Consider the following 26,678-nt stretch of genomic DNA (forward strand, 5'->3'; position numbering starts at 1 on the left):
CCCATGACTGAAGATTTTCGCCTTGTCATTGACCTCAGTGTGGTACTGGGGGCAGCGGCAGTGGGGGGTGTGTTGGCGGCTTTGCTGCGACAACCGATCCTGCTGGGCTACCTTTTGGCCGGTATGTTGGTCGGGCCAACGGGCTTGGGACTCCTCAAGGAAGTACCCCAGGTGGAAGGTTTGGCACAACTGGGGGTGGCCTTTTTGCTCTTTGCCCTAGGGGTGAGCTTCTCCCTCGGTGAAATTCGCAAAGTTCAAGGGGTTAGCTTGGGGGGCAGTGCCCTGCAAATTCTCCTGACCATTGCAGTTACAACGCTCATTTCCGTTGGGGTTGGCTGGGTAAGTTCCCCCAATCAGGGGATTTTCCTCGGTGCTGTCCTCTCCCTCTCGTCAACAGCAGTGGTGCTGCGCAGCCTCATGGATCGCAATGAGCTGGAGTCGATCCAAGGGCAAATTATGCTGGGCATCTTGGTGGTGCAGGATCTGGCGGTGGGCTTGATGATTGCCGTCTTACCCGCCCTGAACAAACCCCCAGAGGAGTTGGGACTTGCCCTCGGCCAAGCAGTCTTGACCATTGCTTTGATTGCCGTGGGGGCGATCGCCGCTGGGATGTGGTTGCTGCCGCCTCTGCTACGGCTACTGGCCAAAACAGAAAGTCGTGAGCTTTTCCTTTTAGGCGTCGTTGCCCTCTGTTTGGGAATTGCCCTGCTGACCCAGTATTTGGGGCTTTCGATTGAGATTGGTGCCTTTATTGCCGGTCTGATGATCTCCGAGGTGGAGTATGCCGATCAAACCCTCGATTACGTGGAATCGATCCGCGATGTCTTTACCACGCTCTTTTTTGCTTCCATTGGTATGCTCATTGATCCAGTGTTTCTCTGGCAGCACTTGGATCGCATTATTGAACTGGTGAGCCTAGTGATTCTGGGTAAATTCCTGATCACCACCCCCATTGTCAAGCTCTTTGGCTATTCGTGGAAAACGTCGTTACTGGCGGGGATTGGGCTGGCTCAGATTGGGGAATTTTCCTTTGTACTGCTGACAGCAGGGCGGGGCTTGGGGTTGGTGTCCCAACAAGTTTATCTGCTCACCCTCGGCACGACAGCAGTGACGTTGCTGGTGACGCCCTTTTTGTTAAAGCTGGTGCCTGTGCTGTTGGAACTGCCCCTACTGCGCCGTATTCTCAAGGAAGATGAAATCCTCGACATGGATTTAACGGGGTTGCCGCAGCGGAATCATGTGATTGTCTGTGGCTATGGTCGCGTCGGCAAGAGTGTGGTGAAACTCCTCCAAAAACAAAATTATCCCGTGTTGGTCATTGAGCAAAGTGAAACGGTGATTAACGAAGTGCGCGATGCCCAACTGCCCTACATTTACGGCAATGCTGCTAGTACCACCATTCTGGCCAAAGCAGGCGTCGATCAAGCCCTTGGTATGGCGATCGCCCTCTCGGATAGTATGAGTACCCGCCTCTGTCTCAAGCGTGCCCTAGAGTTTGCCCCGGAACTGGATGTTATTGTGCGCGCCAATAGCGATCGCGACATTGAGTTGCTTTATCAACTGGGGGCACGGGAGGTGGTGCAGCCCGAGTTTGAAGCCAGTCTGGAGTTGGCCGCTCATCTATTCTTTACGCTAGGCATGGGTGAACGCCACATTCAGCAGCAGGTACAACAGGTGCGCGACAGCCACTACGCCAATTTGCGCGGCGATACTCCCCCTGAGGGAACCGCCCGTCTCCTGCGGCAAGCGGCTCAGGATATGAATAGTCGCTGGCTGACCGTCCCTGAGGATTCCCCCATTCGGGGCATGAGTCTTGCGGAAATTCAACTGCGCCAGTTGACGGGGGTGACTCTGTTGGCCATTGTCCGTGCCGATGGTACTGAGGTGGATTATCCCAGTGGTGAAACCTGTCTGCAGGGGGGCGATCGCCTCCTGATTGTTGGTCAGCTAGGGGAGTTTGCAGCTTGTGAAGCCCTGATCAATGGCCGTGTCAGTGTGCCCCAAGGGGAAACCTTGTTTCTTTGGATCATGTTGCCCAAAGAGATTGGCGAACAACATCGCACCATTGCCGATCTGCATCTGCCTGAGACCATCACCATCCGTGCCCTGCGGCGAGAGGGAACGCTGCTCTTGGAACCCAAGGAGGACTGTCCCTTAATGGCGGGCGATCGCCTCCTTCTCACTGGCTCTATGAATGCCCTACAGCGCATTGGTGATCAACTGCAAGCGCGATCCACTCCGCTGCCACCGTGAGCACGCAGTAGCGAGCACCGTGGGGATACTGATGTTCCTTGACTATAGCTAGAAAACTCACCCCAACGTGCCCCAAATGATCTTCTATTCAAGCCCAACAGCACCGCCAATCTCATTTAGCCAGACTTAAGAAACTCTATTATTATTACTAGCCAAATTAGCTTTGGCTTCTGTTAACAAGAGTCAACCCCTAGTATAATCTTATAAGAAAAATCATTCCTTCTCCAAAAAAGCAGATACAAGAAGTCATGTTACTAAATCAATTTTTTTTAAGAGGAATTAGGAAAACGATCAGGGCTATTAGACTGTTTCTGATTGCACCTGCAAGAAACCCAATTACAAAACTTGAGTCTTACCTATATTTGCCCTACATAGAAAAGAATGCAAACATACTTCAGTTTGATCGGGATATTAATAATATAGTAGATATCCCTATGAGAGCTTGCTATCACTTAGTTCCAGAAGAATTTTCACAAAATTCACTCTACGGTATATCCAAAACAATCAAGCAGTACGCTGGCATTCAGCCTAAAAAAAAGCTTCTGGCGCCTATCGAACATGGTTGTTATCTAGATGATTCCGGAGCACCTGACGATGATCCCTTTGCAAGGGCAATTATTACATTCAGTGAGTTTAGAAAAGAAGTTATTTCAAAGTATACAGAGAGGAAATTATTACCTATAGGGCCATATATACATTACGCAGAGTTAATCGATATTGAAACACTAAAGGATTACAAGAAAAAACTTGGAAAAACGCTACTATTTTTCCCTGCACACTCAACTCATCTAATTAAAACTTCATTCAATCATTTACAGGCTATCGAATGGCTTAGAAGAGTATCAAAGGATCATCAGTTTGAATCAGTACTTATTTGTTTTTACTGGAAAGATTGCCGTCCTGAAATTGTAGAACTCTACCTGAATGCAGGGTTTCACTGCACAACAGCAGGTCACATTTATGATTGGAATTTTCTGAATCGTCTTAAATCAATCATTTGGCTGTCAGATGTCACTGCTTCTAACGCTATTGGTACTCACATTGGGTACTGTATTTACATGAATAAACCCCATTGGCTATTTGAACAACAGATAATCTGTACAGCAGATGTTCTGATCAACATTCCCTTGAAAATCAGGGTAGAGAATGGTATAAAATCTTATCAAGAAAGAAAAACATATCAATCAATTTCATCACATTTAACGAATTTATTTCGCGATATCTCACTGAGTGTTACACATGATCAGTATGAAGCCTGTAACTATTTTTGGGGATTTAACTGTATCAAGACAGCAGAAGAAATGAAAAGAGAATTGACTCCATTAATTGAATAAAATTGAGTAACCCCGATAGTGACAAACGACTGTTTCTTTTCTTGAGGTAGCCATTCCAAAACAGCGTCATCGGCAAGATAGTAGTGGATTGTTTCTTCTACAGAGATTTTGGCACGACCATGGACTTTGGCGGCGGTAGCCGTTGTCAACCATCCACTCCACTGCCACCGTGAGCACGCAGTAGCCAACGCAACTGATAAACATATCGCGTGGTCGTTGCCACTTCTCGGGCAAATTGTTCGCTTTCCAGAACCCCCAAAGCAGTGCCAATCACGGGGATCAACTCGCCACTCAATTCTTCGCTCAACATCACTAATGCGCGACTCAACACCGCCTCCACCGTGTTGTCAGTAAAGACCTCAAAGGCACTGTCTTCCAAGAGGCCGGCGATCGCCCCCCGTTCACTGTCCTCAGAAGGATGCAGCAAACTCAACAATAGATGCTGACGTTCCTTGGCAGTGCCGGCAAAACTGATCCCCAATGTGCCCCAGATGATGTGCTGTTCAACTGTGGTCTCACTGCCAAAGCCATAGCACAAGCCCACCGCTTGAATCGTTTTGAGACCCAACAGCAGAGTTAACCCCACATCCACCAGTTCGCCCAGAAAGTCAAAGGGAGCAGTGATCAGGGCTTCCAAGGCAGCGTTGGTCAAGGCCGCACCGGCAACCCTAGCTTGCAGGCGATCGCACACCTCTAGGGGTTGATCCTTGAGATCCTGCCAATGATCGACTGGCATCCGAGTGTTCCCCAATCGCTGTTTCAGGTGTTGCCAAGCCTGATCACTATTGGCTAGTAGGCGATCGCCCGCCTTACGCAGAATCGCTAGATGTTCAGGGGACAACATCCGACTGACATGACGCTCGACTGTGGCATTGACCGATTGCACCGCCTGTTGCAGAGGGTTCGTTTCTTCCCGCAGCCACGCACTGATTTTTTTAATTTGTTGCCGCTCATAATCCGTAAGAGCAAGATTGCGGGTCATCGTGGCCACACCCGGGGATAACAAACCGTAAGATGAGAACCTTGCTCCTGCCGCAGCAATTGCCAAGCCACCACAAACCAGTGCTGTAATCCCGCCATGGAGTGACCGCGATAGCGACAAACCACTCCACGAATCAGGGCACTGACCTAGGGCGCGCCAAGCCTCGGCATTCATGCTGCGGAAGGGCAGTACGAACGGCAGAGGCACCCTATAATAGGGAATCCCTAATCCCAAATCAAGGTGAAATCCATTACAAAGTTAGGCAACAGGGGCTCTCCTGAAAGACAAGGGGGATGCTCCAAAACCTGCACAGCTTGCCCAGATCGATAACAGTAAACCTGTCGCATTTCGGGATCAACTAACCAACCCAGTTGGGCACCATTGTCCACATACTCCTGCATCTTGGCTTGGAGGGCAGCCAAATCATCCGTTGGTGACTTGAGTTCCAACACAAAATCAGGACAGATGGGGGCAAAGCGGCGCCGTTGCTCAGGCGTGAGGCGTTGCCAGCGACTTTTTTCAATCCAAGCAGCATCAGGGGAGCGAATGGCGCCATTGGGCAAACGGAAGCCAGCGGAGGAGTCAAAGGCTACACCCAGCTTTGTTTGTTGGTTCCAGTGCCATAACTGGGAACTGAGACTGAGGTTTTGACGGCTACTTTCACTGCCGGCAGGCGCCATGGCAATCAATTCTCCTTGGGCGCTACGCTCTAGCCGTAGCTCAGGGTTACTACGGCAAAGTTGCTCGAAGGCTTCATCAGTTAATTCAATCGTGGGACGCAGGTTCAGAGCAATCATGGGTTTGTTTTGCAAAAAAGGGAGCTTTTGGACAAGGGAGATGCTTGCTCGCTTCCCCAACTGGGTTGCCAGAAGTATACAGGGGAGCTTGATGTCTGACATAGGACAACTCTAGTTCAGACGGCCACACGGTTCTAGCCCTCCACCGCCGTTAGGGATTGCCGCTGCTGTTGCACTTGGAGATAGACCAAAAGGGCATTAATATCTGCCGGGTTGACCCCACCAATACGGCTGGCTTGACCAATGGTGAGGGGGCGGATGGTACTGAGTTTTTCCCGTGCTTCCATCGAAAGGGTGGGGATGGCAAAGTAATCCAAATCCGCAGGGAGCGGACGCTGGTCTTGACGGGCAATCTGCTCAATTTCCCGTTGCTGCCGTTCAATGTAGCCTGCGTACTTAATGGCAATTTCAACCGCCTCTTTCTCTTGGGGGGTCAGATCAGGATTGCCAAGGCCATGGCGATCTAATAGGTCGTAATGTACCCCCGATCGCCGCAGCAACTCATCAAGGGCAATGGCACTCTTAATCGCTTGACCTGTTGCAGCCACAATCGCTTCGCCCACGGGTTCATGGGCTTTAATGCGCGTCATTTGCAGGCGTTGGGTCTCCGCCGCAAGGCGCTGTTGCTTTGCTTGAAACACTTGCCACTGGGCTTCACTCACCAAGCCAATCTCATACCCCAAGGGGGTGAGCCGCTGGTCAGCATTGTCCGATCGCAACACCAAGCGATATTCCGAGCGGCTGGTGAGCATGCGGTAGGGTTCCCGCAGTTCCTTCGTGCACAGATCATCAATCAGGGTGCCGATGTAGCTCTCTTGGCGTGGGAAGGTGATCATCGGTTTCCTCTGAACAAAGCGAGCCGCATTGATCCCGGCCACAATCCCTTGGGCGGCGGCCTCCTCATAGCCGGTGGTACCGTTGATTTGCCCGGCACAAAACAGCCCCTGAATCTTTTTCGTCATCAGGGTGGGAAAGCACTGGGTTGCCGGCAAGTAGTCGTATTCCACTGCATAGGCCGGACGCAGCATGATGCAGTTTTCTAGCCCCGGCAGGGTGCGCAACAGTTGCAATTGCAGCGGTTCCGGTAGCCCCGTGGAAAAGCCTTGGATATAGAGTTCTGGTGTATCGCGGCCTTCGGGTTCAATGAAAATTTGATGGCTTTCTTTGTCAGCAAAGCGGACAATTTTATCCTCAATGCTGGGGCAGTAGCGGGGGCCTTTGGCATCCACCCAACCGCCATAGACGGGCGTCAGGTGCAAATTCTCGCGAATGAGTTGGTGGGTAGCAGCGGTGGTGCGAGTCAAGTAGCAGTTCATTTGGGGTCTTTCCACCCATGCGGTGGGGTCAAAGCTAAACCAGCGTACCTGCTCATCTGGGGGTTGCGGTTCCATCTTGCTGTAGTCCACCGATCGCCGATCTACCCGTGCGGGCGTTCCTGTTTTCAGGCGATCCACCTCAAAACCGAGCCGTGCTAAGGTTTGGGAGAGTCCCTCAGCAGCAAATTCGCCAGCCCGACCAGCGGCCATGGATTTATTTCCCACCCAAATGCGGCCACCGAGGAAGGTTCCCGTTGTCAGGATCACTGCTTGACAGCGAAAGGCGACGCCAAAGTAGGTTTCAACCCCAATCACCGTGTCATTGGCATCAAGGACTAAATCCGTGACCATGCCTTCGCGCACCAGCAAGTTGGGCTGATTTTCCACCACCTGCTTCATGACGGCGCTGTATTCGCGCTTATCGGTTTGCGCCCGCAATGCCCAGACCGCTGGCCCCCGTGAGGCATTCAGGAGCCGCTTTTGCAGATAAGTGCGATCGGTCACACGCCCAATTTCGCCTCCGAGGGCATCCACCTCGTGCACCAGTTGCGATTTGGCCGGCCCACCCACGGCAGGATTACAGGGCTGCCAAGCAATTTTATCGAGGTTGAGGGTCAGCAAGAGGGTACGACAACCCAACCGTGCCGTTGCCAAGGCCGCTTCACAGCCGGCGTGACCGGCACCAACAACAATGACATCAAATTCATCCTGAAACGCAGGCAGCGTTGACATAGCGATTGCACCCTAGGCTAGCGATGGTTTAGAAGAATGTGGCGCTACTGGAGAACCCCGATAAGAGTTGGACAATAAATTGCAAGAGGAAGAAGGCAATAATCGGCGAAAAGTCAAGGCCGCCGATGGGGGGAATCAGACCACGAAAGATATTCAGGTAGGGATCCGTTAACTGACTGAGAATCGAAAAGGGCGGATTGTACCAGTTGATATTGGGAAACCACGACAGCAGAACCCGAATCAGCAGCACAATTAAGTAGATCTGCAAAAAGTTCGCAATCCCCATCAATAGAATGGGCAATACAGGTGCCTCGGTCATTGGTCTTCCCCTTGCAAATTCAAGTGCATCCCTTATTGTACCAATGCTGGCAAGAAGCTAGCCCCAGCGGTCATTCTCCCTCGCTAGACTAGGAAATAGAAGTTTCTGCATGCATTCCCATAAAGTTATCGCTGTGCCCCTGCATAGGGGAGCGATCGCCAAAGGATAAAGAGATAGAGGCCTGTCCGACAGCGGCTTTGACTGTTTTGGGCGGGTTCCATCCTTGGGAAAAGGGCTGTATTCTGGATGGCGGCGTTTTCATTGACATTCAACTGAAGTTCAGGGGTTCAATATGTTACAGATGTCGGCCACGGGTCATACACTGGTGGGCACCTATGCCCTGATTGGATTTACCATCTCTGGCCTATCGTTTTTGCGGGCTTGGGTACAGCGGCAGTACAAGGGTTCTGTGCAACGTTTGAAGGAAGAGTGCGATCGCCTGCATAGGATTGTCAGCGAACAAGCCCAGCGCATCGAAGGGCTAAAGGAACTGGTCAGCCGTAGTGAACAGGAGCGCGATCGCCAGCGCCAAGAAATTGAGCAATTACGCTCAGAGGTGGAACGGCTGCAAAACCGCTGTCAAGAGCTAGAAGACCAACAACAGCAACTACGCACTCAAGTTAGTGACTATCGCCAACAGGTGGCGGAATTGACGCATGCCCTCAACACTAGCCAAGCGGAAAACGAAGCTCTACGGGACAATTGCGATCGCTATCGCCAAGAGCTAGAAACCGCCTACCAGCGCAGTAGCAGCCTCGAAGAAGAATACGCCAGTCAAACGGCCACATTGACTGCTTCTCTGACCACGATTGAAGCCACCTGTCGCGAAAAAGAGGCAGAACTGGCGGCCTGTCATGCCACAGTCAGCGAGCGCGATCGTGAAATTGACGAGCTACACCATGAAATTGCAGATCTCAACCAAGAAGTCGAGCAGCTTCAGCAAACCATTGACCACCTGCAAACGCAAAAACAAGGAGCAAATATCTACGCTCAGTGGCTGACATGGCTCAGCAGCACCGTGGCGATCGCAACTCTAGTACTCAACCTTGGGCCTTGGAGTCCCCTGTGGGCAGCCGTCTATTCTCACCTGCCCATGTTTTCCTAGAGATTCAAATTGTTCGCTATAGTTTGCTGATACTAGGGGGCATAAAACTGCCCCTTTTTTATTTGCGGGTTAAAACAAACTAAGCTGAACATAGGGATTTGACAGCTTTTCTATAGCAAATGGAATTAAGTTAGAAAGAGGATAAATAAACGCATCTTCTGTAAAATCTATTATTTCCTTAGCGATAAAAGACCGATCAAAGAATTTCAACATTCCGCGTTGCTGAGGGTTATTAATTTCGTTATAAAAGTTTGTTGTTGCAAAGCAAATAATCGGAACTACTGACGATCGATAGGAGATATTGTATTTTTCGCATAATTCAGGACTATGTAGAGCAACTTCCATTAGGAGTTTCCACTTATAAGTTTGAGCCGCCCTTTCCCTTAAGGATGTTTTAAGAGACAAAATGATATAGCTTTCAGGTGTATGTTTCTGCTTAATATTATTATTTGCATAAATCACAATATCCATATCTGGTTTTTGCACTTCATTTTGGATATTGATATTAATTGACTGCCTGAAATTTGGAACACTTGATAGCTGAGATGTTATGAACATCCATTCAGGTATGTTTTTGCAACACTTGTTAACAAGAAAGATGTAAATTAAGGCGTTTGAAAAAGCATTGCCAGCAATGCTCTTTATTGCTTGATTTTTATTCTCTATTTTCCCCTGTTGAACCTTTTGATCTAAAAGTATTTCCACATCAATCTGAGAAGCTCGTATGATGTCGTGTAACTGGTTAAGCACTAATAGCCATGCTTCCTTAATGTTTTTCTGACTAGCAACCCATTGATTAATTCTCTTAACAATAGGCTTCATGTAATACTTATTGTCTGAACATATCTTTCTTAAAACTTTCTTTTCCTGCTTGCTTAAAACCTTGAATGACATATCTGAACTAAAAGAGCGTAAGCTGCCTAGTTTGTTTTAATAATTTTCCCTGCTTTAGGGATTTTAATATCTCATCAGCAATAACTTTCACCAGCGGCACCACAACTGAATTGCCAAACTGCTGGTATGCCCTTGTATCACTCACCACAATTTTGAAAGAGTCGGGAAACCCCATTAAGCGGGCACATTCCCTTGGCGTCAGGCGGCGGGGATTCTTGTTTTCTTGGGGAATGAGGATTTCCGAGCCATCTTTGTAATACCTTGCGCTTAATGTTCGGGTTACTCCCTCTAAATCAACTAGCCCATAGCCAAATCCATTACCACGGGCACGATGCTTTTCAGCATAGTTTTGCAAATACTGCCACAGATGATTGCTCAACGTATATTTAGCATCTACTGACGGTTCCAGAATATCCCTAACTCTATGTTGCTGAATTGGTACCTGAGGAAATGTAAATTCAAGGGGTTCTCTAAAACCCGCAATAAAAATTCTTTCTCGATGCTGGGGCACAAAATGAACAGCATTGATGACTTGGTAATAGATGTAGTATCCCAAATCATTTAGAATTTCTTGAATCCTTTGAAAGGTTCTACCGCGATCGTGGCTTTGAAGATTTTTAACATTTTCTAGCAAAAAAGCCCTAGGACGTTTATCGTTGATGATCCTCGCAATTTCAAAAAATAGATTGCCTTGAGTCGGGTGCTGAAAACCATGATTCATTCCTAGGGCATTGTGCTTGCTGACACCCGCAATGCTAAAGGGCTGACAGGGAAAACCCGCTAATAATATGTCATGGTCAGGAATCCTCTCCGAGGGGATTTGAGTAATGTCTCCTGCTGGCACTTCGCCAAAGTTTGCTTCGTAGGTTATTTGGGCAAACTTATTCCACTCTGAGCTAAAAACACAGCAACCACCTGCTTGGCTAAAACCGAGCCGCATGCCACCGATGCCAGCAAATAGATCAATGAAGGTTGGCTGCCCCATAGCAGTCTAGAGTTAGGTGTCGTCTTTATTTATCCTAAGGCCTAGGTATTGGCACTTAACCATGTGATGGCTTCCCGTAGCCATGCCTCTGGATCGCTATTCTTGGCGAGGGTGCTCGTTTGGCCGATGGCAGTGAGGGCGGCTTCAATCTCGCGATCGCTATAACCCAAGGCTAAAAGAGTCAACTCCAGTTCTTCACGCATCGCTTCCGTGGGCAGGCCAGCGGGAGCCGTTGTTAACCCCGTTTCCTGTCGCCAAGCACTCAGGGCGGCTTTCAGTTCCAAGGCAATGCGCTCAGCGGTTTTATTGCCTACTCCGGGCGCACGGCTGAGACGACGGGTATTGCCACTCACAATTGCCTGTACGAGTTCTGGCAAAGGTAGGGTATCCAGCAACGATAGTGCCATCTGTGGCCCAACCCCATTGACACGGATCAAACGCAAAAAGAGATCCCGCTCCGCTGCCGAGGCAAAGCCATAGAGGAGCATCTGATCCTCACGGACACTGAGATGGGTAAAAATCTGCACCACCTCAGCACTCGGCGGGTATTGCCGCAACAGATGGGATGTGACCAGTAAGCGATAGCCGACCCCATTCACCTCTAGGATCAGGGCAGAGCGATGGCCACCCTCCGATTGATGGGCAACAACGGTTCCTCTGAGGTAGGCAAACACAGTCTGTTCCTGCTCGCAGACGATTGGAAATGGGTGAGCCAAGCCGATGATGAGATTCGAACTCACGACCGCTCGATTACGAATCGAGTGCTCTACCACTGAGCTACATCGGCATTCAAAGCATTTCTTATGATAGCACGATCGCCCCTAGGACGGGCAGGGCAATGGCAAAATTTTTGCGATCGCGCGCTTGTGTGCATTTGCCCCAAGGGTTACAATAGACGATTGTGTTAATTAACGAGTTAAGAAAATCACTTGGCAAACGTCGTCGTTGTTGGTGCCCAGTGGGGCGATGAAGGCAAGGGTAAAATCACCGATCTCCTGAGCAAGTCTGCCGATGTGGTAGTCCGCTATCAGGGCGGTGTCAATGCAGGTCACACGATTGTCGTCAAAGACCAGACCCTAAAATTGCACCTGATTCCGTCAGGGATTCTCTACCCTGATACCCAGTGCATCATTGGCGCGGGAACAGTGGTGGATCCGAAGGTGCTCCTTGAGGAACTCGAACAACTGGAACAGTTGGGGGTGAGCACTGAGAATCTGCTGATTGCAGAAACAGCCCATGTGACGATGCCCTACCATCGCCAGTTGGATATTGCTGCTGAGGAACGGCGTGGCTCGCGGCGCATTGGTACCACAGGACGCGGCATTGGCCCCACCTATGCCGATAAATCGGAGCGCACGGGGATTCGCATGCTGGATCTGCTGGATGCTGATCAGTTGGCCGCCAAGCTGGAGTGGGCGATCGCCCAAAAGAATTTGATCCTCGAAAAGCTCTACGGACTGGCTCCCCTCGAACCGCAGCCGATCATTGAAGAGTACTGTGCCTACGGTGAGCGCCTGCGATCGCACATTGTCGATGGTTCCCTCGTGCTGGATGATGCCATCCGCCGGCGGCGCAACATTCTCTTTGAAGGTGCCCAAGGTACTCTTTTAGACCTTGACCATGGCACCTATCCCTACGTCACCTCCTCAAACCCTGTGGCCGGGGGTGCTTGTGTTGGGGCGGGGATTGGTCCAACGATGATTGACCGCGTCATTGGTGTGGCCAAAGCCTATACCACGCGGGTCGGCGAAGGGCCTTTTCCGACGGAACTGCTGGATGAGGTGGGAGAACTCTTGGGCGATCGCGGTGCTGAATTTGGTACCACAACTGGACGGCGCCGCCGCTGTGGCTGGTTTGATGCCGTGATTGGCCGTTATGCGGTGCGCATCAATGGTCTCGACTGCTTGGCAATTACGAAGCTCGATGTTCTCGATGAGCTGCCAGAGATCAAAGTCTGTGTTGCCTACGATATTGACGGTGAGCGCTGCGAACACTTCCCCAGCAATGCCCTCAAATTTGCCCGCTGTCGTCCCATCTATGAAACCCTGCCGGGGTGGCAGCAATCCACCCGTCATTGCCGCTCCCTTGACGATCTGCCCAAGGCGGCATTGAACTATCTCAAGTTTTTGGCTGAAATTATGTCTGTGCCCATCGCCATTGTCTCGTTGGGGGCAGAGCGCAGCCAAACCATCATTGTTGAGGATCCGATCCATGGTCCGAAACGGGCACTCCTCAAGGATGATGGCACCCAAGTCCATCCCGTTTTATCTTAATTGGAGTTGCAGCAATGTCTCGTTCCTTAGCTATTGAGGGGCACCTACGCCCTGCCGATGCTAAACCCAATGCCCTACGCCGTGAGGGCAAAACCCCTGCCGTCCTCTACGGCCCGACGCTTGAGTCTTCGATTTCCTTGGTGGTGGATACCCATGCCGCCGAATTTTTAGTGCGGGATGCCCGTCCCCAGAAAACCCCGATCCAGCTTTCGATCCCCGATTTGCCGTGGCAGGGAACGGTGGTGCTCCAAGAGGTGCAAGCCCACCCCGCCAAGGATACCCTCTATCACCTCTCCTTTTTAGCCAAAGCTGAAAACTAGGCTGCGAGGGGGAATTTGCTATAGTGGGGATATGTTAAGTGATTGTTAACAATGCCAGCCACGCTCCTTCGTTCTGCGGATCTTGCCCACCTTAGCTATTCCCCCAAAGGCGATCGCTTTGACGGCTCTTGGGAATCTCCCCTCGCTACGCTCCTTGGCCTTGGGCGGGCGGCTGGCGCTGATTTTGTCGAGATTTTCCTTGAGCGCAACCATTACCTCAGTACCCTTGTCGAGGACGATCGCCTGACGAGTGTCTCCCCTCGCTTGAGTTTAGGGGCGGGTATTCGCGTTTTTCGCGGTACCAGTGATTGCTACGTGAGCACCAATGACCTCAGCTTCAAGGGGTTGCGGGCGGCTCTAGAGAAGGCTTTGGGCTTAATGGGGTTGCTCTTACCCAGTCCGCAAGCTTACGTGCCTGAAATCCACCTTGAATTGCTGCGGGACTATGCCCAAGGCCGCAAGGAAGGCTGGCTGGCTAGCTGTAGTTCTATTGCTGAAGTGGCCGATATTCTGCTGGCGGGGAGCGATCGCCTACGCCAGAAAACCCAGCATCTGCAATCCCGCCGCCTCAGTTATTTTCGCGATTGGCAAGAGGTAATGGTGGCCGCTAGTGATGGCACCTTTGGTCGCGATATTCGCCTCACCCAGTCAGCAGTGGCCTCTGTTCTCTGTGCGGATGGCGAGCACCGCGCCTCTATTGGTGAGCGCAATGGCGATACCAGTAATCCAGACTTTTTGCGTCAGTGGGACTACACCACCTTGGCCGATACCGTTGCCGAAGCGGCGGGCAAAATGCTCTATGCTGACTATGTGGAATCGGGTACTTACCCGGTGATCATGGCCAACCAATTTGGGGGGGTGATCTTCCATGAAGCCTGTGGTCACCTCTTGGAAACCACTCAAATTGAACGCGGTACGACCCCCTTTGCTGATAAAAAAGGCGAAAAAATTGCCCATGAAAACTTGACCGCTTGGGATGAGGGAATCACCAGCGGTGCCTTTGGCAGTATTGATATGGACGATGAGGGGATGCCGACGCAGCGCACGTTGCTGATTGAAAATGGCATCCTTAAGAATTTCCTGAGCGATCGCGCGGGTTCGATGCGCACAGGGCACCCTCGCACGGGCAGTGGCCGCCGCCAAAGTTATACCTATGCCGCCGCTTCGCGGATGCGCAATACCTACATTGCCCCCGGTGAATACCGTGTTGAGGACTTAATTACCTCCATTGATCGCGGCATTTACTGCAAACGCATGGGGGGCGGTAGTGTTGGTGCCACGGGGCAATTTAACTTTGCCGTTGAGGAAGCCTACTGGATTGAACATGGCCAAATCAAACAGCCCCTCAAGGGAGCCACACTGATTGGCGAAGCCGAGGAAATCATGCAGCGAATTTCAATGTCTGCCAACGATCTCGCCCTTGCCCCCGGTTTCTGTGGCTCGATTAGCGGTAGTATCTACGTCACTGTTGGTCAACCCCACATTAAAGTCGATGCCATTACCGTCGGTGGCCGCTAAACTGATTACCTGCGGTTATGGATTTGAGTAGAAATACCTAAAGATTTTATATGTGAACTTTTGTGACTCTGGCTACATTATCATGGAGGAAGAAGGGGAGCTCAGGCAGTGCAGCTTTTTGATCGCCCTCACCGCTTTGTGTGCACCTTGACTTCTCTTCTGAGACAAAAACATTGGACTGAATGACCAGTAATCCGCTGGTCTTTTTTTTTGGCGGTTTTGCGGCTCCGTTGGTTAAGCAGCGGTTGGGGTTTTTACTTGGCTCAGTAGTTCGTGGAGTTCTTCGCCCTCAATCACTTCTTTTTCTAAGAGTTTTTGGGCGATCGCTTCGAGAAGGTCACGGTTCTCCTTAAGAATACTGAGCGCCTGCTGGTGAGCTGACTCGACAATTTCTTTGACTTCGCGATCGATGGCTTGAGCGGTTTCCTCACTGACTGCCCGTAGCATCATGCCATTGTTCGTCAAAAAGCTCGCCTGCTGTTGCTCAAAGGCAAGAGGACCAAGGACTTTGCTCATGCCGTAGCTGCGCACCATCCGCTCTGCCAAATCTGTGGCCCGTTGTAGATCGTTCGCAGCTCCAGTTGTGATCGTGCCAAAGACAATCTCCTCTGCCGATCGCCCCCCTAGCAAGGTGGCAATTTGGGCGCGCAATTCTTGCTCATCAAGGAGGAAGCGATCCTCCGTCGGCAATTGCAATGTGTAACCAAGAGCCGCCATGCCACGGGGCACAATCGAGATTTTCTCTACCCGACCACTGCCCGGCAGCGCACAGCCGACAAGGGCATGACCGACTTCGTGGTAGGCGACAATTTTCTTCTCCTTGTCGTTGAGGACACGGCTTTTTTTCTCAAGGCCAGCCACGATGCGTTCAATTGCTTCGGCAAAGTCCTGCTGCGTCACCACTTCCCGTTGATTGCGCGCCGCCAGTAGGGCTGCTTCATTGACTAGGTTGGCCAAGTCTGCGCCAGCAAACCCCGGTGTACGGGCAGCGATCGCGTGCAGATCCACTTCAGGAGCCAGTTTCACCTTTTTGGCATGAATTTTCAAAATTGCCTCCCGACCACTCAAATCGGGGCGATCGACCAAGACTTGGCGGTCAAAGCGTCCAGGGCGCAGCAATGCCGGATCAAGGGTTTCTGGGCGGTTCGTTGCCGCAAGGACAATCACCGTTGCCCCCGTGGCATCAAAGCCATCCATTTCCGTGAGCAGTTGGTTGAGGGTTTGCTCCCGCTCATCGTTCCCGCCATAAAAACCGGCACTGGAACGGGACTTACCAATGGCATCTAACTCATCAATAAAGACAATACAGGGGGCTTGCTTTTTCGCCTGCTCAAAGAGATCCCGTACGCGGGCCGACCCGACGCCCACAAATAGCTCCACAAATTCAGAACCTGAAATGGAGAAGAAGGGGACATTAGCTTCGCCAGCAACGGCTTTGGCCAGCAGGGTTTTCCCTGTCCCCGGCGGCCCCACCAGCAGCACCCCCTTGGGAATGCGGGCTCCAATTTGAATGTAGCGCTGGGGATTTTTTAGGAAATCCACAATCTCCACCAGTTCCGCCTTGGCTTCTTCCACCCCGGCCACATCATCAAAGCGAATCCCCGTGTTCGCACCTTCGACATAGACCTTAGCGCGGCTTTTGCTGATGGAGAGAACCCCCTGAGGACCACCGCCCGCTTGGCGACTGGCAAAGAATTGGAAAACGAGCACAAAAACAATCGGCGGAATCACCCAGCCCAAGACATTCAATAGCCAACTGTTGCGGGGGGGTGGCGCGGCAGCAAATTCAACCCCCTGTTCCTCCAAGCGTTTAGGTAACTCTAAATCAAAGATGGGCGTGGTCGCCAACACTTGGGCAGGCTTATCCCCCTGGGGTTTGAGTTGATAAAGAATCTCATTTTGACCCACATAGGCGCGAGCCACTTCTCCCTCTTGCACCTGATGGATAAACATACTGTAGGGAACCTGAGGCGGGCGCGGTGCAAAGAGCTGCGGAAAGAAGAGGTTCAGCAGCAGAAATCCCAAACCCAGAAAGAGTAAGGCATTGCCAATCCAGCGATTGCGGGGTACTTCGGGCGAGTTTTTGATGGCCATGGGTTCCATTCCCCAGAGTTCACCTAGGGATCATGGTGACACTTGGGAGGGACTAAGGGCAAGGGTGAAAAACTTAACATTTCTTGCCTTGACCCCTCAGCTGCCTCAGAAATAGCCCACAGTAGCGTTGGGCGGCGGTCTGCCTTTGATAGAATATCAACAGAATTCATTTCCTTTGCATTGTAGAATGATCGATTTAAGTACGCTCAAACGCGATTTTTCCCTGTTGCGCGATCGCCTGGGTCATACCCAGGACTATCTTTGACCCAGCAGCATTAAGCGCTAAGATTCACGACCTTGAGCACACTGCCGCTCAGCCCGACTTCTGGAATGATCAAGCGATCGCCCAAGTCACGCTCCAACAGTTGACCGAAGCCAAAGACGCCCTCAACCAACTTCAGCAGTGGCAAAAAACAATTGAACACGTGGAAACGGCACTGGAACTGCTGGAGCTAGAGCCGGATGAAGGGTTGGTGACAGAGGCGACTACGCTGCTCAAGGATTTAGACGCCCAGTTGAGTCGCTGGGAACTGGAACAACTCCTCAGTGGCCCCTACGACAAAAACAACGCCATTCTCACGATCAATGCTGGTGCTGGCGGGACTGATGCTCAGGATTGGGCAGAAATGTTGCTGCGAATGTACACCCGCTGGGCGGAGCGCCACGGTTACCAAACCCATCTGGCCGAGCTATCGGAGGGGGAGGAGGCGGGCATTAAGTCAGCCACCCTAGAAATTCGGGGGCGCTATGCCTACGGTTATCTGCGCTCTGAAAAGGGCACCCATCGCCTTGTGCGCATTTCTCCCTTTAATGCCAATGGTAAACGGCAAACCAGCTTTGCCGGCGTGGATGTGATGCCCGAACTGGATCAATCCGTTACGGTTGAAATCCCGGAAAGCGATTTGGAGATTACCACTTCCCGCAGTGGTGGCAAGGGGGGGCAAAACGTGAACAAGGTGGAAACGGCAGTGCGTATTGTCCATAAACCAACGGGCTTGGCCGTCCGCTGTACGCAGGAGCGATCGCAACTGCAAAACAAGGAAAAAGCCCTTGCCATTCTCAAGGCCAAGCTATTAGTCATTGCCCAAGAACAAAAGGCCAAAGAAATTGCGGATATTCGCGGTGATGCCGTTGAAGCGGCTTGGGGCAACCAAATTCGCAACTATGTCTTCCATCCCTATCAACTCGTCAAAGACCTGCGCACGGCGGTGGAAACGACAGCCATTCAAGAGGTAATGGATGGTGACCTCGATCCCTTTATCCAAGCCTACCTGCGGCAGCAAACGGAGGAAGCCAGTTAAACACAAAACTCCCCCTAGGGGGAGCAATTGCAGTTCAGCAAATCAGGGAAAGAACCTAAATCTCGACCACACCCCCTGCGGCCTGCAAGCGAGCACGGGCACGACGAAAGGCTTGGGTGGCTTGAATTTTGGCCTGTTTAGATTCCCCCTGTTCGGCTTTAGCGAGGGCAGCCTGTGCTTCAGCAAATTCGGCCTTGGCTTTTTCGAGGTCAATTGTGTCCCCGCGCTCAGCACCGTTGACAAGAATGGTCACTTCGTTGTTTTCAACTTCGGCAAAGCCCCCCATGAGGGCGATCGCCACCCACTCGCGGTCTTGGCGCACCCGCATCACGCCCGTTTCCAAGGCGGTTAAGAGGGGGGCATGATTTGAGAGAATACCCAATTGCCCCGTTGTGCTGGGCAAAATCACTTCCTCAGCGGGGGCATCCCAAACGGTTTTATCGGGTGCAATTACCCGGACGGTCATCACCATAACGCTTCCCTTGCCACTCAATGATCAAAGGGCGGGTTGCCCCACCCTGTATCGACACCTGTGAAACCTAGGCTTTGAGTTTTTCAGCCTTAGCTTTGGCTTCTTCGATATTGCCCACCATGTAGAAGGCTTGTTCGGGCAGATCATCCAGCTCACCGCTGAGGATCATCTGGAAGCCTTTGATGGTTTCTTCGAGGGTGACGTATTTGCCGGGGGCACCGGTGAACACTTCCGCCACAAAGAAGGGCTGAGACAGGAAGCGCTCAATTTTGCGTGCCCGCGCCACGGTTAGGCGGTCTTCCTCAGAGAGTTCATCGAGACCCAAAATAGCGATAATGTCCTGCAACTCTTTGTAGCGCTGCAGGGTGGCTTGCACCGCCCGTGCCGTTTGATAGTGCTCCTGACCCACAATGTCCGGCTGCAACATGTTGGAGGTGGAGCCAAGGGGATCCACAGCGGGGTAAATCCCTTTTGCGGCTAGACCACGGGAGAGCACCGTTGTCCCATCCAAGTGGGCAAAGGTCGTGGCCGGAGCAGGGTCAGTCAGGTCGTCCGCAGGCACATAGACCGCTTGAATCGAAGTAATCGAACCTTCCGTGGTCGAGGTAATCCGCTCTTGCAGGGCACCCACATCGGTACCGAGGGTGGGCTGGTATCCCACCGCAGAGGGCATCCGACCGAGTAGCGCCGACACCTCAGAACCGGCTTGCACAAAGCGGAAGATGTTATCAATAAACAGCAGCACATCCTGCTTGTTGACATCGCGGAAGTATTCGGCCATCGTCAGCCCCGACAGACCCACACGCATCCGTGCGCCGGGGGGTTCGTTCATTTGACCGTACACAAGGGCGATTTTAGATTTGCTGGGATCGTTTTTGTCGATCACGCCCGATTCAATCATTTCGTTGTAGAGGTCATTGCCTTCGCGGGTACGTTCGCCCACGCCAGCAAACACCGACACCCCACCGTGTTGGGTCGCAATGTTGTTGATGAGTTCCATCATGATCACGGTCTTGCCGACGCCTGCACCGCCAAAGAGGCCAATTTTACCGCCACGGCGATAGGGGGTGAGCAGGTCAATCACCTTGATGCCGGTTTCAAAGACCGAGGGCTTGGTTTCCAGTTGCGTAAAGCTGGGAGCAGGACGGTGAATGGGCAGGGTTTCAGTGGCACTGACAGCGCCTTTTTCGTCCACGGGTTCACCCAGCACGTTGAAGATGCGACCAAGGGTGGCTGTCCCTACGGGCACGCTGATGGGGGCACCGGTATCTACGGCTTCCATCCCCCGCACTAAGCCATCGGTGCTACTCATGGCAACGGCACGGACGCGGTTATCGCCAAGGAGTTGTTGCACTTCACAGGTTACAGCCACGTCTAAGCCGGCCTCGTTTTTGCCTTGAATCCGCAGGGCGTTGTAAATGGCGGGCATTTTGCCGCTGGGAAATTCAATGTCAACGACAGGGCCAATGACCTGAGTAATAAAGCCTACATTGGTTCGTTCTGCTGATATGACCATGGACGTTTGCCTACTGTCTAGGTAAATTCATTTGCGTTTTTTCAGAGGGCGATCGCTCCCCAAGGGGCACAACGATCGAGACTGAAAGTGGAATGCAGCTTTTGGTGCAAGCGCACCACAATACAACGTACCACTAATGCAGCCTTTTTCTATCGGATTCAGTGGGATGCAAATCTGAGATCTTATTGACCCCGCTCAGTTGCTGTGAAAAAGGCGGCAGGGCAGGAATTAGCCGACGACTTCAATTTCGTCCTCAAAAAACCAAGTGCTGGAGCGATCGTCAAAGGTGACAATGACGCCAACCCCACTGCCATCGGTCATCTTAAAACCAGTAATTTGACCCACTTGGCCGAGTTTTTGAATGATGTCTTGGGCGACGCGATCGCGAATTCGACAGACGCGCACTTTTTGCCCCACGTCCATAGCAACTCCCAAACTTTGTATAATCCTTGAAAATCGTACCAAGAAACCGTCACATTCACACGGGTTTGTCCTATGGGTCGTCTGCGGGTCGGGCTATTGTTTGGAGGTCGCTCACGGGAGCATGAAGTTTCGGTGGTCTCGGCGGCAGCGATCGCCCAAGCCTTTACCGAGGGCGACAATCGCGATCGCTATCAAGTGATTCCGATCTACATCCAAAAAGATGGCCGCTGGCGCTCCACAGACCATGTTGGCATCCCCGAGGGCGCAGCACCAGAGGACTCCCTGTGGCAGTTTCCTGCGGTTGCCGAAACCATTGATGTTTGGTTCCCGATTCTCCACGGCCCCAATGGTGAAGATGGTACGATGCAAGGCCTGCTGCAATTGATGCAACGCCCCTACGTGGGTTCGGGGGTGGCTGCCTCGGCCATTGGTATGGACAAAATCTTGATGAAAACGGTCTTTGGGGCTGTGGGCTTACCCCAAGTGCGCTACGTAGCCCTTCAGCGCAGTGACCTGTGGTCGGATCCCTGTCGTTACAACCATTTGTGCGATCGCATTGAAACCGAATTGGGCTATCCCTGCTTTGTCAAACCTGCCAACCTTGGCTCCTCCGTGGGCATCTCCAAGGCCAAAAATCGCCAACAACTGACAACTGCCCTTGAGGCCGCTGCCGAACTGGATCGCCGCATCATTGTGGAAGCGGGTGTGGTTGCCCGTGAGCTAGAGTGCGCGGTGCTCGGCAATGATAAACCCCAAGCTTCGGTGGTGGGGGAGATTACCTACAGCAGTGAGTTCTACGACTACGAAACCAAATACACCGATGGCCGCGCTCAACTCCATATTCCTGCGGAGATTTCCCCAGCGGTGAGTGAGCAGATCCGCAGGATGTCCCTACAGGCCTTTCAAGCCCTTGATGCCGCTGGCCTTGCCCGCTTTGATTTTTTCTATGTACCCAGCACTGGCGAAATCCTGATTAATGAAGTGAATACCCTACCGGGGTTTACCGCCCTGAGTATGTACCCCCAACTGTGGGCGGCGAGTGGTGTGCCCTTTCCGGAATTAGTCCATCGCTTGGTGCAATTGGCTCTAGAGCGGCACGGCTAGCTATTGCCTTGACCACGTAAAGAGTCGTGAAGGCACTGGAGCCAGACCTTGACTTTTTCTACTAAATAACTTTATAGTCATATAAGATTATACGACTAGGCAGGTTATGAAGCGATCGTTGAGGGGCAAGCCCAGTCAGTGGGCAATGATTTGGCTATTTTTTCTAATTGCGATCGGTGGCCTCTGGTATCCTTGGCTGGGGTACCTGATGCTGGCCATGATGCTGGGTATTCCTGTGCTGGCCTATTTTCGCAGCCGCTACTGGTGTGGCAACCTCTGCCCGCGTGGCGCGTTCCTAGACATTGTGCTTTATCACTTTAGTCCCCACCGTCCCTATCCCAAACTCTTCAAAAAACAAAGTTTTCGCTGGGCGGTGTTTAGCTTCATCATGACGGTTTTTGCCCTTCGCATGACATTGGCATGGGGCAACTGGGTCGCGGTAGGTGGCCTCTTTGTCAATATGTGCGTCGTCACGTCCATTGTTGCGATTCTTTTAGGGGTGATCTTTAATCAGCGGGCATGGTGTGCGATTTGCCCGATGGGCACACTCCAAGAATCCTTGGGTAAACTGGGAAGTGGCCAGACGAAGGCGAAAAAAGCCAGTGCGAAAGCCACAAAATTGTTGCCCCCTGTGGAATGAGCGCGCGATCGCTAGAATTGAAGATATGCAGCAACAGCGGCAACCAAGGTGAATAAACTGCAAGAGTGGGGCTTCAGCAAAGACTGGTGGCGCAATCAACGGGGAGAATTTTGGGTCATTGGCCAAACGGTACTCAGTATCGGCTTTATTCTCTTGCCAGTGGTACGAGTGGTTAGCCTACCCTTGGTGGTGCGCCTAGGATTGACCCTTGGCTTGGGGCTGATTGGCCTTGGTCTAGGCATTGCTGGCTTGTTTCACCTAGGGAACAACTTGACACCCCTACCCCATCCCAAGGAGGACAGTCAGTTAGTAACCACGGGGGTTTATGCTTGGGTGCGCCATCCGATCTATAGCAGTGTGATCTTTTTGGCCTTGGCCTATGGTGTATGGCAAATGAGTCTTTCCCACGGGCTGGGGGCGATCGCCCTCTTCATTTTCTTTGACCGCAAGGCCGCTCAAGAAGAACAGTGGCTATCGGCCAAGTTTAAGGACTACCCAACCTATCGGCAAACGGTGAAGAAACTGATTCCTCTTCTCTACTAATTTTTGTCCTTTTGCTGGAACACAACTTGCCGCAGACTGGATACAGGGGAGTTGAAAACTCTCGCCACCGCCCCCTTGCGGAAGTTCTGATGAATGTTGTCCTTTGTCATCAAATTGCTGATTTTGACACCCTTGGGGCAGCCGTCGGTGTCACACGCCTTTATCCGGGAACCAAAATTGTCTTGACTGGGGGAACCCATCCCAAGGTGGGGGAATTTTTGGCCTACCATCGCGATGAATATCCCCTCATTGAAGCAAGAGCCGTTGACCCCCGTCAATTGCGCCAGATTTGGGTGGTGGATACACAGTGGCGCCGCCAATTGGGGCAAGCCGCAGGATGGCTGGATCAACCCCAAGTCCAAATTGGCCTGTACGATCACCATTTAGAGATGACGGGGGATATTGTCCCCCAGCAGCAATGGTTAGAACCCGTGGGGGCAACCAGCACCATTATTTGCGAACAGTTGCAGACCGCAGAGATTCGCCTGACACCCACAGAAGCAACGGTTCTCGCCCTAGGGATTCACGCCGATACGGGTTCCTTGACCTTTGAGCAAACCACGGTGCGGGATGTGCAGGCCTTGGTGTGGCTGTTGAGCCAAGGGGCCAATCAGCGGGCGATCGCCACCTATTCCGAGGCTGGCTTGAGTGCAGATCTGCAACCCTATTTGCAGCAGGCGTGGGCAAATCTCCAGCAAGTGGTTTATCAGGGCTATCGGCTGGGCTGGGTACTGCTGCACACAGCGGAGTATCTCCCCGGCCTCTCGCGGTTAATCACCCAATTGGCGGATCTCAGTGAATGCGATGCCATTCTCCTTGGCCACTGCTATCGCCAACATCATCTCGCCATTATTGCCCGCAGCCAAATTCCCAATGTCAATGTTGCCCATTTGCTGGCTCCCCTTGGCGGGGGTGGCCATGCCCAAGCCGCCGCAGTGACGATGACCACAGACCAGCCAGAGGCGGTGCTCAAAGAGATATTTACAGCGCTTCAAGCACAGATTCCCCATCCGCCAACAGCGGCAGAACTCATGTCCTCACCCGTACGAACAGTACGTCCAGAAACCCCCATTGCCGATGCCCACCGCGTCTTGCTGCGCTATGGCCACTCTGGTCTGTCGGTGGTGAGTGCCGCAGGGGAACTGCTGGGGATTATTTCACGGCGAGATTTGGATGTAGCGCTGCACCACGGCTTTGCCCATGCCCCGGTCAAAGGATACATGAAAGCACCGGTGCGCACGGTTTCCCCGACAACGCCACTGCCAGAGATTCAAGCCCTAATGGTGCAGTACGATATTGGGCGGCTACCGGTGGTGAATGAGCAAGGTGATCTTGTGGGAATTGTCACCCGTACCGATGTGCTGCGCCACCTCTATGCCCTCAGCCGCGAAACGGAAACGGTCTGCCCCTTGCCAACCCTAAATCTTTACGAGGCACTGCAACAACGGCTGCCGGAGCAACTGTGGGCGCTACTGCAACGGGCGGCAGCGATCGCCAAGGAACGCGGCTGGCAACTATACCTTGTGGGTGGCGCCGTGCGGGATCTGCTGTTGGCCATTGCCCAAGGGAATCACCATTTACCGACACGGGAGTTTGATTTGGTGGTGGATGGGGTGCAACAGGAGGAAGCTGCTGGCGTGCATTTGGCACAAGCGCTCCATGACCTTTACCCAGAGACGGATTTACAAATCTATGGCCAGTTTCAAACCGCGGCGCTCCACTGGCCGAAGGCCTTGCCCTTAGCCGGGTTTGCTGTGGATATTGCCACCGCCCGCAGTGAGTTTTATCCCTATCCGGCGGCGCATCCGGAAGTGGCCGCCAGTTCGATTCGCCAAGATCTCTACCGCCGCGACTTTACCATCAATGCCCTTGCTATGCGCCTGACGCCACCGCGCCACGGGGAGGTTCTGGACTTCTTTGGCGGACGGGAGGATTTGCAGCGGCGACTGATTCGGGTGCTCCACCCCAATAGCTTTATTGAAGACCCGACGCGGATTTTTCGAGCCGTGCGTTTTGCTGTGCGTCTGGGATTTGAACTGGAGCTGCAAACCCGCCAATATATTGAATATGCCCTCACCAGCGGTGTCTTTGCCACCCGCGATCGCCCCACCTCAAAACGGCCTTCCCTGCAAAGTCGGCTGCGCAATGAACTGCGCCACATCCTTGAACTCCCCCTTGCGCCAACGGAACACTTTGGCGGTGAGCGTGCCTTGACGTTACTCGCGGAATTGGGTGCCCTTGAGTGTTTAGATCGCCAAGTGAAGTTTGATCAGGCGGCCAAGGTGCGCCTCAGACTAGTGTGGGAGTGGTGGCCAGAGATTCCTGAGCGGCGAGAGTGGCAAACCTTTCCCCTGTGGGAGCTAGAACTCTTGGCCTTGATTGTGACTGTCCCCACGGCGGAGGCGATCGCCCGTCAACTGCAACTGGGGGAGCATATCTGTGAGTGGCTGGACACTTTTCCTCAATGCCAACAGGAGTGGCAGAGATTGCGGCAGAGCCAGCAACAGCGCAGTCGCTACTGTGAATTTTTAGAGCGTCAGCCCCTACCCATCATTGTGCTTTTGGCCGCAGTACAGCAGGCAAAAGGTAGCGAAGCTGATTTAGGGGATGTCGCCCTATTGCGGGAGTATCTCTGGCATTGGCGATTGCAAAAGCCGCCCCTAAATGGCCATGATCTGCAACAGTTGGGCTATCCTCGCGGACCGCAGTTACGGCAAATTCTCCTTGCCCTGCGATCGGCAATGCTTGATGGCCTTGTCAGCGATCGCCCCAGTGCCATTGCCTATGTTAAAGCCCATTTCCCCAAACCATGAATTGGTTTCGCTCCGTCATTGGTCAGCCAACCGCTGTTCAACTCTTGACCCATGCCCTCGATCGCCAGCGACTCGCCCCCGCCTATCTCTTTGTTGGACCTGAAGGGGTAGGCCGTGCCCTCACTGCCCGCTGTTTTCTGCAAGCGATTCTCAACGAGGCCAAGGATCTCAGCAACCACCCGGATGTCCTCTGGATTGAACCCACCTACAGTATCCAAGGGACGCTCTACACCCGTCGCCAACTCGTCGCCGCTGAGAAGGAGATTCCCCGCAGTGCCCCCCAGATTCGTCTAGAGCAAATTCGCCAACTCAGCCGTCACCTCAGCCAACCGCCGATGCGTGCGTCGCGATCGCTAGTGGTCTTGACCCAAGCTGAAACCATGAACGAAGCTGCCGCCAATGCCCTGCTAAAAACCCTCGAAGAACCGGGGCGTGCCACGTTGATCCTCATTGCTCCCAGTCCGTCAGCGCTCTTGAATACGATAGTTTCCCGTTGTCAGAAAATTCCCTTCTATCCCCTGAATCGTTCGGATCTGGAGCAGGTTCTGCGACAGGTCGCCCCCCCTGAATTTTGGCAGGAGGTTAGCCCCGCCCTCTTTGACCTAGGAGCTGGCTCCCCAGGAGCAGTTCTGCAAGCGTGGCAAACATGGCGAGAGATTCCTGAGCCGTTCCGCCACCTCGGCAAACAACTGACCACACCCCTCCCTTTACAAACTGCTTTGGAATTGGCACGAGATATTAGCCAATCCCTTGATGTGGAACGACAGCTCTGGCTCCTCGGTCTAATGCAGCAGCAAATTTGGCAAGGGGGATCGTTCCCGCAGAAGGTGTCTATGCTTCAGCAATTGGAGCGTGCCCGTCAGTATTTGCAGCAGTACGTTCAGCCTCGCCTTGTCTGGGAGGTGTTACTGATGCAGTTGGGGACGGTGTGATAGGCTATCGGC

The 26,678-nt window shown here is 52.5% G+C and carries 24 protein-coding genes and 1 tRNA gene; 12 read left to right on the top strand and 13 right to left on the bottom strand.

Annotated features, from left to right (window positions below; genetic code table 11):
- The first annotated feature begins 3 nt into the window (after positions 1-3).
- Together QYC28_RS00835 and QYC28_RS00840 are read left to right on the top strand one after the other, a co-directional pair.
- Entirely contained in the window at positions 4-2,253 is a 2,250-nt protein-coding gene (locus QYC28_RS00835; RefSeq protein ID WP_149817290.1) for a cation:proton antiporter, read from the top strand.
- Between the two features lie 248 nt (positions 2,254-2,501).
- Positions 2,502-3,587, top strand: coding sequence for a hypothetical protein (locus QYC28_RS00840; RefSeq protein WP_149817292.1), 1,086 nt, complete (start codon positions 2,502-2,504; stop codon positions 3,585-3,587).
- Positions 3,588-3,732: 145 nt separating this feature from the next.
- Here QYC28_RS00840 and QYC28_RS00845 read toward each other — a convergent pair whose 3' ends face one another.
- From QYC28_RS00845 to QYC28_RS00865, 5 genes are all read right to left on the bottom strand, one after another.
- Positions 3,733-4,569: an EcsC family protein gene (locus tag QYC28_RS00845; RefSeq protein ID WP_190278140.1), complete on the bottom strand. Its 837-nt coding sequence runs from the start codon at positions 4,567-4,569 to the stop codon at positions 3,733-3,735.
- Between the two features lie 224 nt (positions 4,570-4,793).
- Positions 4,794-5,366 (bottom strand): Uma2 family endonuclease, encoded by a 573-nt coding sequence (locus QYC28_RS00850; protein WP_149817296.1) that lies wholly within the window; start codon positions 5,364-5,366, stop codon positions 4,794-4,796.
- Positions 5,367-5,500: 134 nt separating this feature from the next.
- On the bottom strand, positions 5,501-7,414 hold the full coding sequence (gene mnmG, locus QYC28_RS00855; RefSeq protein ID WP_149817298.1) for a tRNA uridine-5-carboxymethylaminomethyl(34) synthesis enzyme MnmG: 1,914 nt from the start codon (positions 7,412-7,414) through the stop codon (positions 5,501-5,503).
- A 28-nt stretch (positions 7,415-7,442) separates the two neighbouring features.
- Positions 7,443-7,733, bottom strand: a complete 291-nt coding sequence (locus tag QYC28_RS00860) for a YggT family protein (RefSeq protein ID WP_149817300.1) — start codon at positions 7,731-7,733, stop codon at positions 7,443-7,445.
- 125 nt (positions 7,734-7,858) lie between these two features.
- Positions 7,859-8,005, bottom strand: coding sequence for a hypothetical protein (locus tag QYC28_RS00865; protein WP_302679696.1), 147 nt, complete (start codon positions 8,003-8,005; stop codon positions 7,859-7,861).
- A gap of 20 nt (positions 8,006-8,025) precedes the next feature.
- On the opposite strand from QYC28_RS00865, the gene QYC28_RS00870 reads away from it, so the two are divergent.
- Positions 8,026-8,838 carry a hypothetical protein gene (locus QYC28_RS00870; RefSeq protein WP_302679697.1) on the top strand — a complete coding sequence of 271 codons (813 nt, stop codon included), beginning with the start codon at positions 8,026-8,028 and terminating at the stop codon, positions 8,836-8,838.
- A gap of 69 nt (positions 8,839-8,907) precedes the next feature.
- Here the strand turns inward: QYC28_RS00870 and QYC28_RS00875 are convergent, their stop codons facing one another.
- The 4 genes from QYC28_RS00875 to QYC28_RS00890 form a co-directional block, all read right to left on the bottom strand.
- Complete coding sequence (locus QYC28_RS00875; RefSeq protein ID WP_286626196.1) at positions 8,908-9,660, bottom strand: BsaWI family type II restriction enzyme; 753 nt, start codon at positions 9,658-9,660, stop codon at positions 8,908-8,910.
- A gap of 79 nt (positions 9,661-9,739) precedes the next feature.
- Positions 9,740-10,717 carry a DNA (cytosine-5-)-methyltransferase gene (gene dcm, locus QYC28_RS00880; RefSeq protein ID WP_149817307.1) on the bottom strand — a complete coding sequence of 326 codons (978 nt, stop codon included), beginning with the start codon at positions 10,715-10,717 and terminating at the stop codon, positions 9,740-9,742.
- Between the two features lie 41 nt (positions 10,718-10,758).
- A complete protein-coding gene (gene ruvA, locus QYC28_RS00885; protein WP_149821573.1) occupies positions 10,759-11,391 on the bottom strand; it encodes a Holliday junction branch migration protein RuvA in 633 nt (210 codons plus the stop codon).
- A 41-nt stretch (positions 11,392-11,432) separates the two neighbouring features.
- Positions 11,433-11,504 (bottom strand) — tRNA-Thr (locus QYC28_RS00890).
- 142 nt (positions 11,505-11,646) lie between these two features.
- Between QYC28_RS00890 and QYC28_RS00895 the strand changes: the two genes are divergently transcribed.
- The 3 genes from QYC28_RS00895 to QYC28_RS00905 are packed head-to-tail and all read left to right on the top strand — an operon-like array spanning position 11,647 to position 14,828.
- Complete coding sequence (locus QYC28_RS00895; RefSeq protein ID WP_149817309.1) at positions 11,647-12,990, top strand: adenylosuccinate synthase; 1,344 nt, start codon at positions 11,647-11,649, stop codon at positions 12,988-12,990.
- Positions 12,991-13,004: 14 nt separating this feature from the next.
- Positions 13,005-13,310 carry a 50S ribosomal protein L25 gene (gene rplY, locus QYC28_RS00900; RefSeq protein ID WP_149817311.1) on the top strand — a complete coding sequence of 102 codons (306 nt, stop codon included), beginning with the start codon at positions 13,005-13,007 and terminating at the stop codon, positions 13,308-13,310.
- A 51-nt stretch (positions 13,311-13,361) separates the two neighbouring features.
- The gene (locus tag QYC28_RS00905) at positions 13,362-14,828 is read left to right on the top strand and encodes a TldD/PmbA family protein (RefSeq protein ID WP_302679698.1); all 1,467 of its coding nucleotides are present in this window, start codon (positions 13,362-13,364) and stop codon (positions 14,826-14,828) included.
- Positions 14,829-15,062: 234 nt separating this feature from the next.
- On the opposite strand, the gene ftsH4 is transcribed toward QYC28_RS00905, so the two are convergent.
- Positions 15,063-16,922 (bottom strand): ATP-dependent zinc metalloprotease FtsH4, encoded by a 1,860-nt coding sequence (ftsH4, locus tag QYC28_RS00910; RefSeq protein WP_149817316.1) that lies wholly within the window; start codon positions 16,920-16,922, stop codon positions 15,063-15,065.
- Between the two features lie 187 nt (positions 16,923-17,109).
- Here ftsH4 and prfB point away from each other — a divergent pair.
- A protein-coding gene (gene prfB / locus QYC28_RS00915; RefSeq protein ID WP_149817319.1) for a peptide chain release factor 2 occupies positions 17,110-18,223 on the top strand; the annotation gives its coding sequence in 2 pieces (ribosomal slippage) (positions 17,110-17,184 and positions 17,186-18,223; 1,113 coding nt in all).
- Between the two features lie 55 nt (positions 18,224-18,278).
- On the opposite strand, the gene atpC is transcribed toward prfB, so the two are convergent.
- From atpC to QYC28_RS00930, 3 genes are all read right to left on the bottom strand, one after another.
- Positions 18,279-18,695 carry an ATP synthase F1 subunit epsilon gene (gene atpC / locus QYC28_RS00920; RefSeq protein WP_149817321.1) on the bottom strand — a complete coding sequence of 139 codons (417 nt, stop codon included), beginning with the start codon at positions 18,693-18,695 and terminating at the stop codon, positions 18,279-18,281.
- A gap of 67 nt (positions 18,696-18,762) precedes the next feature.
- Positions 18,763-20,211 carry a F0F1 ATP synthase subunit beta gene (gene atpD, locus QYC28_RS00925; RefSeq protein ID WP_149817323.1) on the bottom strand — a complete coding sequence of 483 codons (1,449 nt, stop codon included), beginning with the start codon at positions 20,209-20,211 and terminating at the stop codon, positions 18,763-18,765.
- A 228-nt stretch (positions 20,212-20,439) separates the two neighbouring features.
- Positions 20,440-20,634: a DUF2862 domain-containing protein gene (locus tag QYC28_RS00930; protein WP_149817325.1), complete on the bottom strand. Its 195-nt coding sequence runs from the start codon at positions 20,632-20,634 to the stop codon at positions 20,440-20,442.
- 72 nt (positions 20,635-20,706) lie between these two features.
- Here QYC28_RS00930 and QYC28_RS00935 point away from each other — a divergent pair, with 72 nt between their 5' ends.
- From QYC28_RS00935 to QYC28_RS00955, 5 genes are all read left to right on the top strand, one after another.
- Positions 20,707-21,738, top strand: a complete 1,032-nt coding sequence (locus QYC28_RS00935; RefSeq protein WP_286649768.1) for a D-alanine--D-alanine ligase family protein — start codon at positions 20,707-20,709, stop codon at positions 21,736-21,738.
- Between the two features lie 106 nt (positions 21,739-21,844).
- Positions 21,845-22,378 carry a 4Fe-4S binding protein gene (locus QYC28_RS00940; RefSeq protein ID WP_206201259.1) on the top strand — a complete coding sequence of 178 codons (534 nt, stop codon included), beginning with the start codon at positions 21,845-21,847 and terminating at the stop codon, positions 22,376-22,378.
- A 48-nt stretch (positions 22,379-22,426) separates the two neighbouring features.
- A complete protein-coding gene (locus QYC28_RS00945; RefSeq protein ID WP_149817331.1) occupies positions 22,427-22,921 on the top strand; it encodes an isoprenylcysteine carboxylmethyltransferase family protein in 495 nt (164 codons plus the stop codon).
- Between the two features lie 89 nt (positions 22,922-23,010).
- A complete protein-coding gene (locus QYC28_RS00950; RefSeq protein ID WP_149817333.1) occupies positions 23,011-25,734 on the top strand; it encodes a CBS domain-containing protein in 2,724 nt (907 codons plus the stop codon).
- On the top strand, positions 25,731-26,666 hold the full coding sequence (locus tag QYC28_RS00955; protein ID WP_149817335.1) for a DNA polymerase III subunit delta': 936 nt from the start codon (positions 25,731-25,733) through the stop codon (positions 26,664-26,666). The genes QYC28_RS00950 and QYC28_RS00955 overlap by 4 nt, the downstream gene beginning before the upstream one ends.
- Positions 26,667-26,678 lie beyond the last annotated feature (12 nt).

This window comes from Thermosynechococcus sp. HY596, from assembly GCF_030518715.1.
Classification (GTDB): Bacteria; Cyanobacteriota; Cyanobacteriia; order Thermosynechococcales; family Thermosynechococcaceae; genus Thermosynechococcus.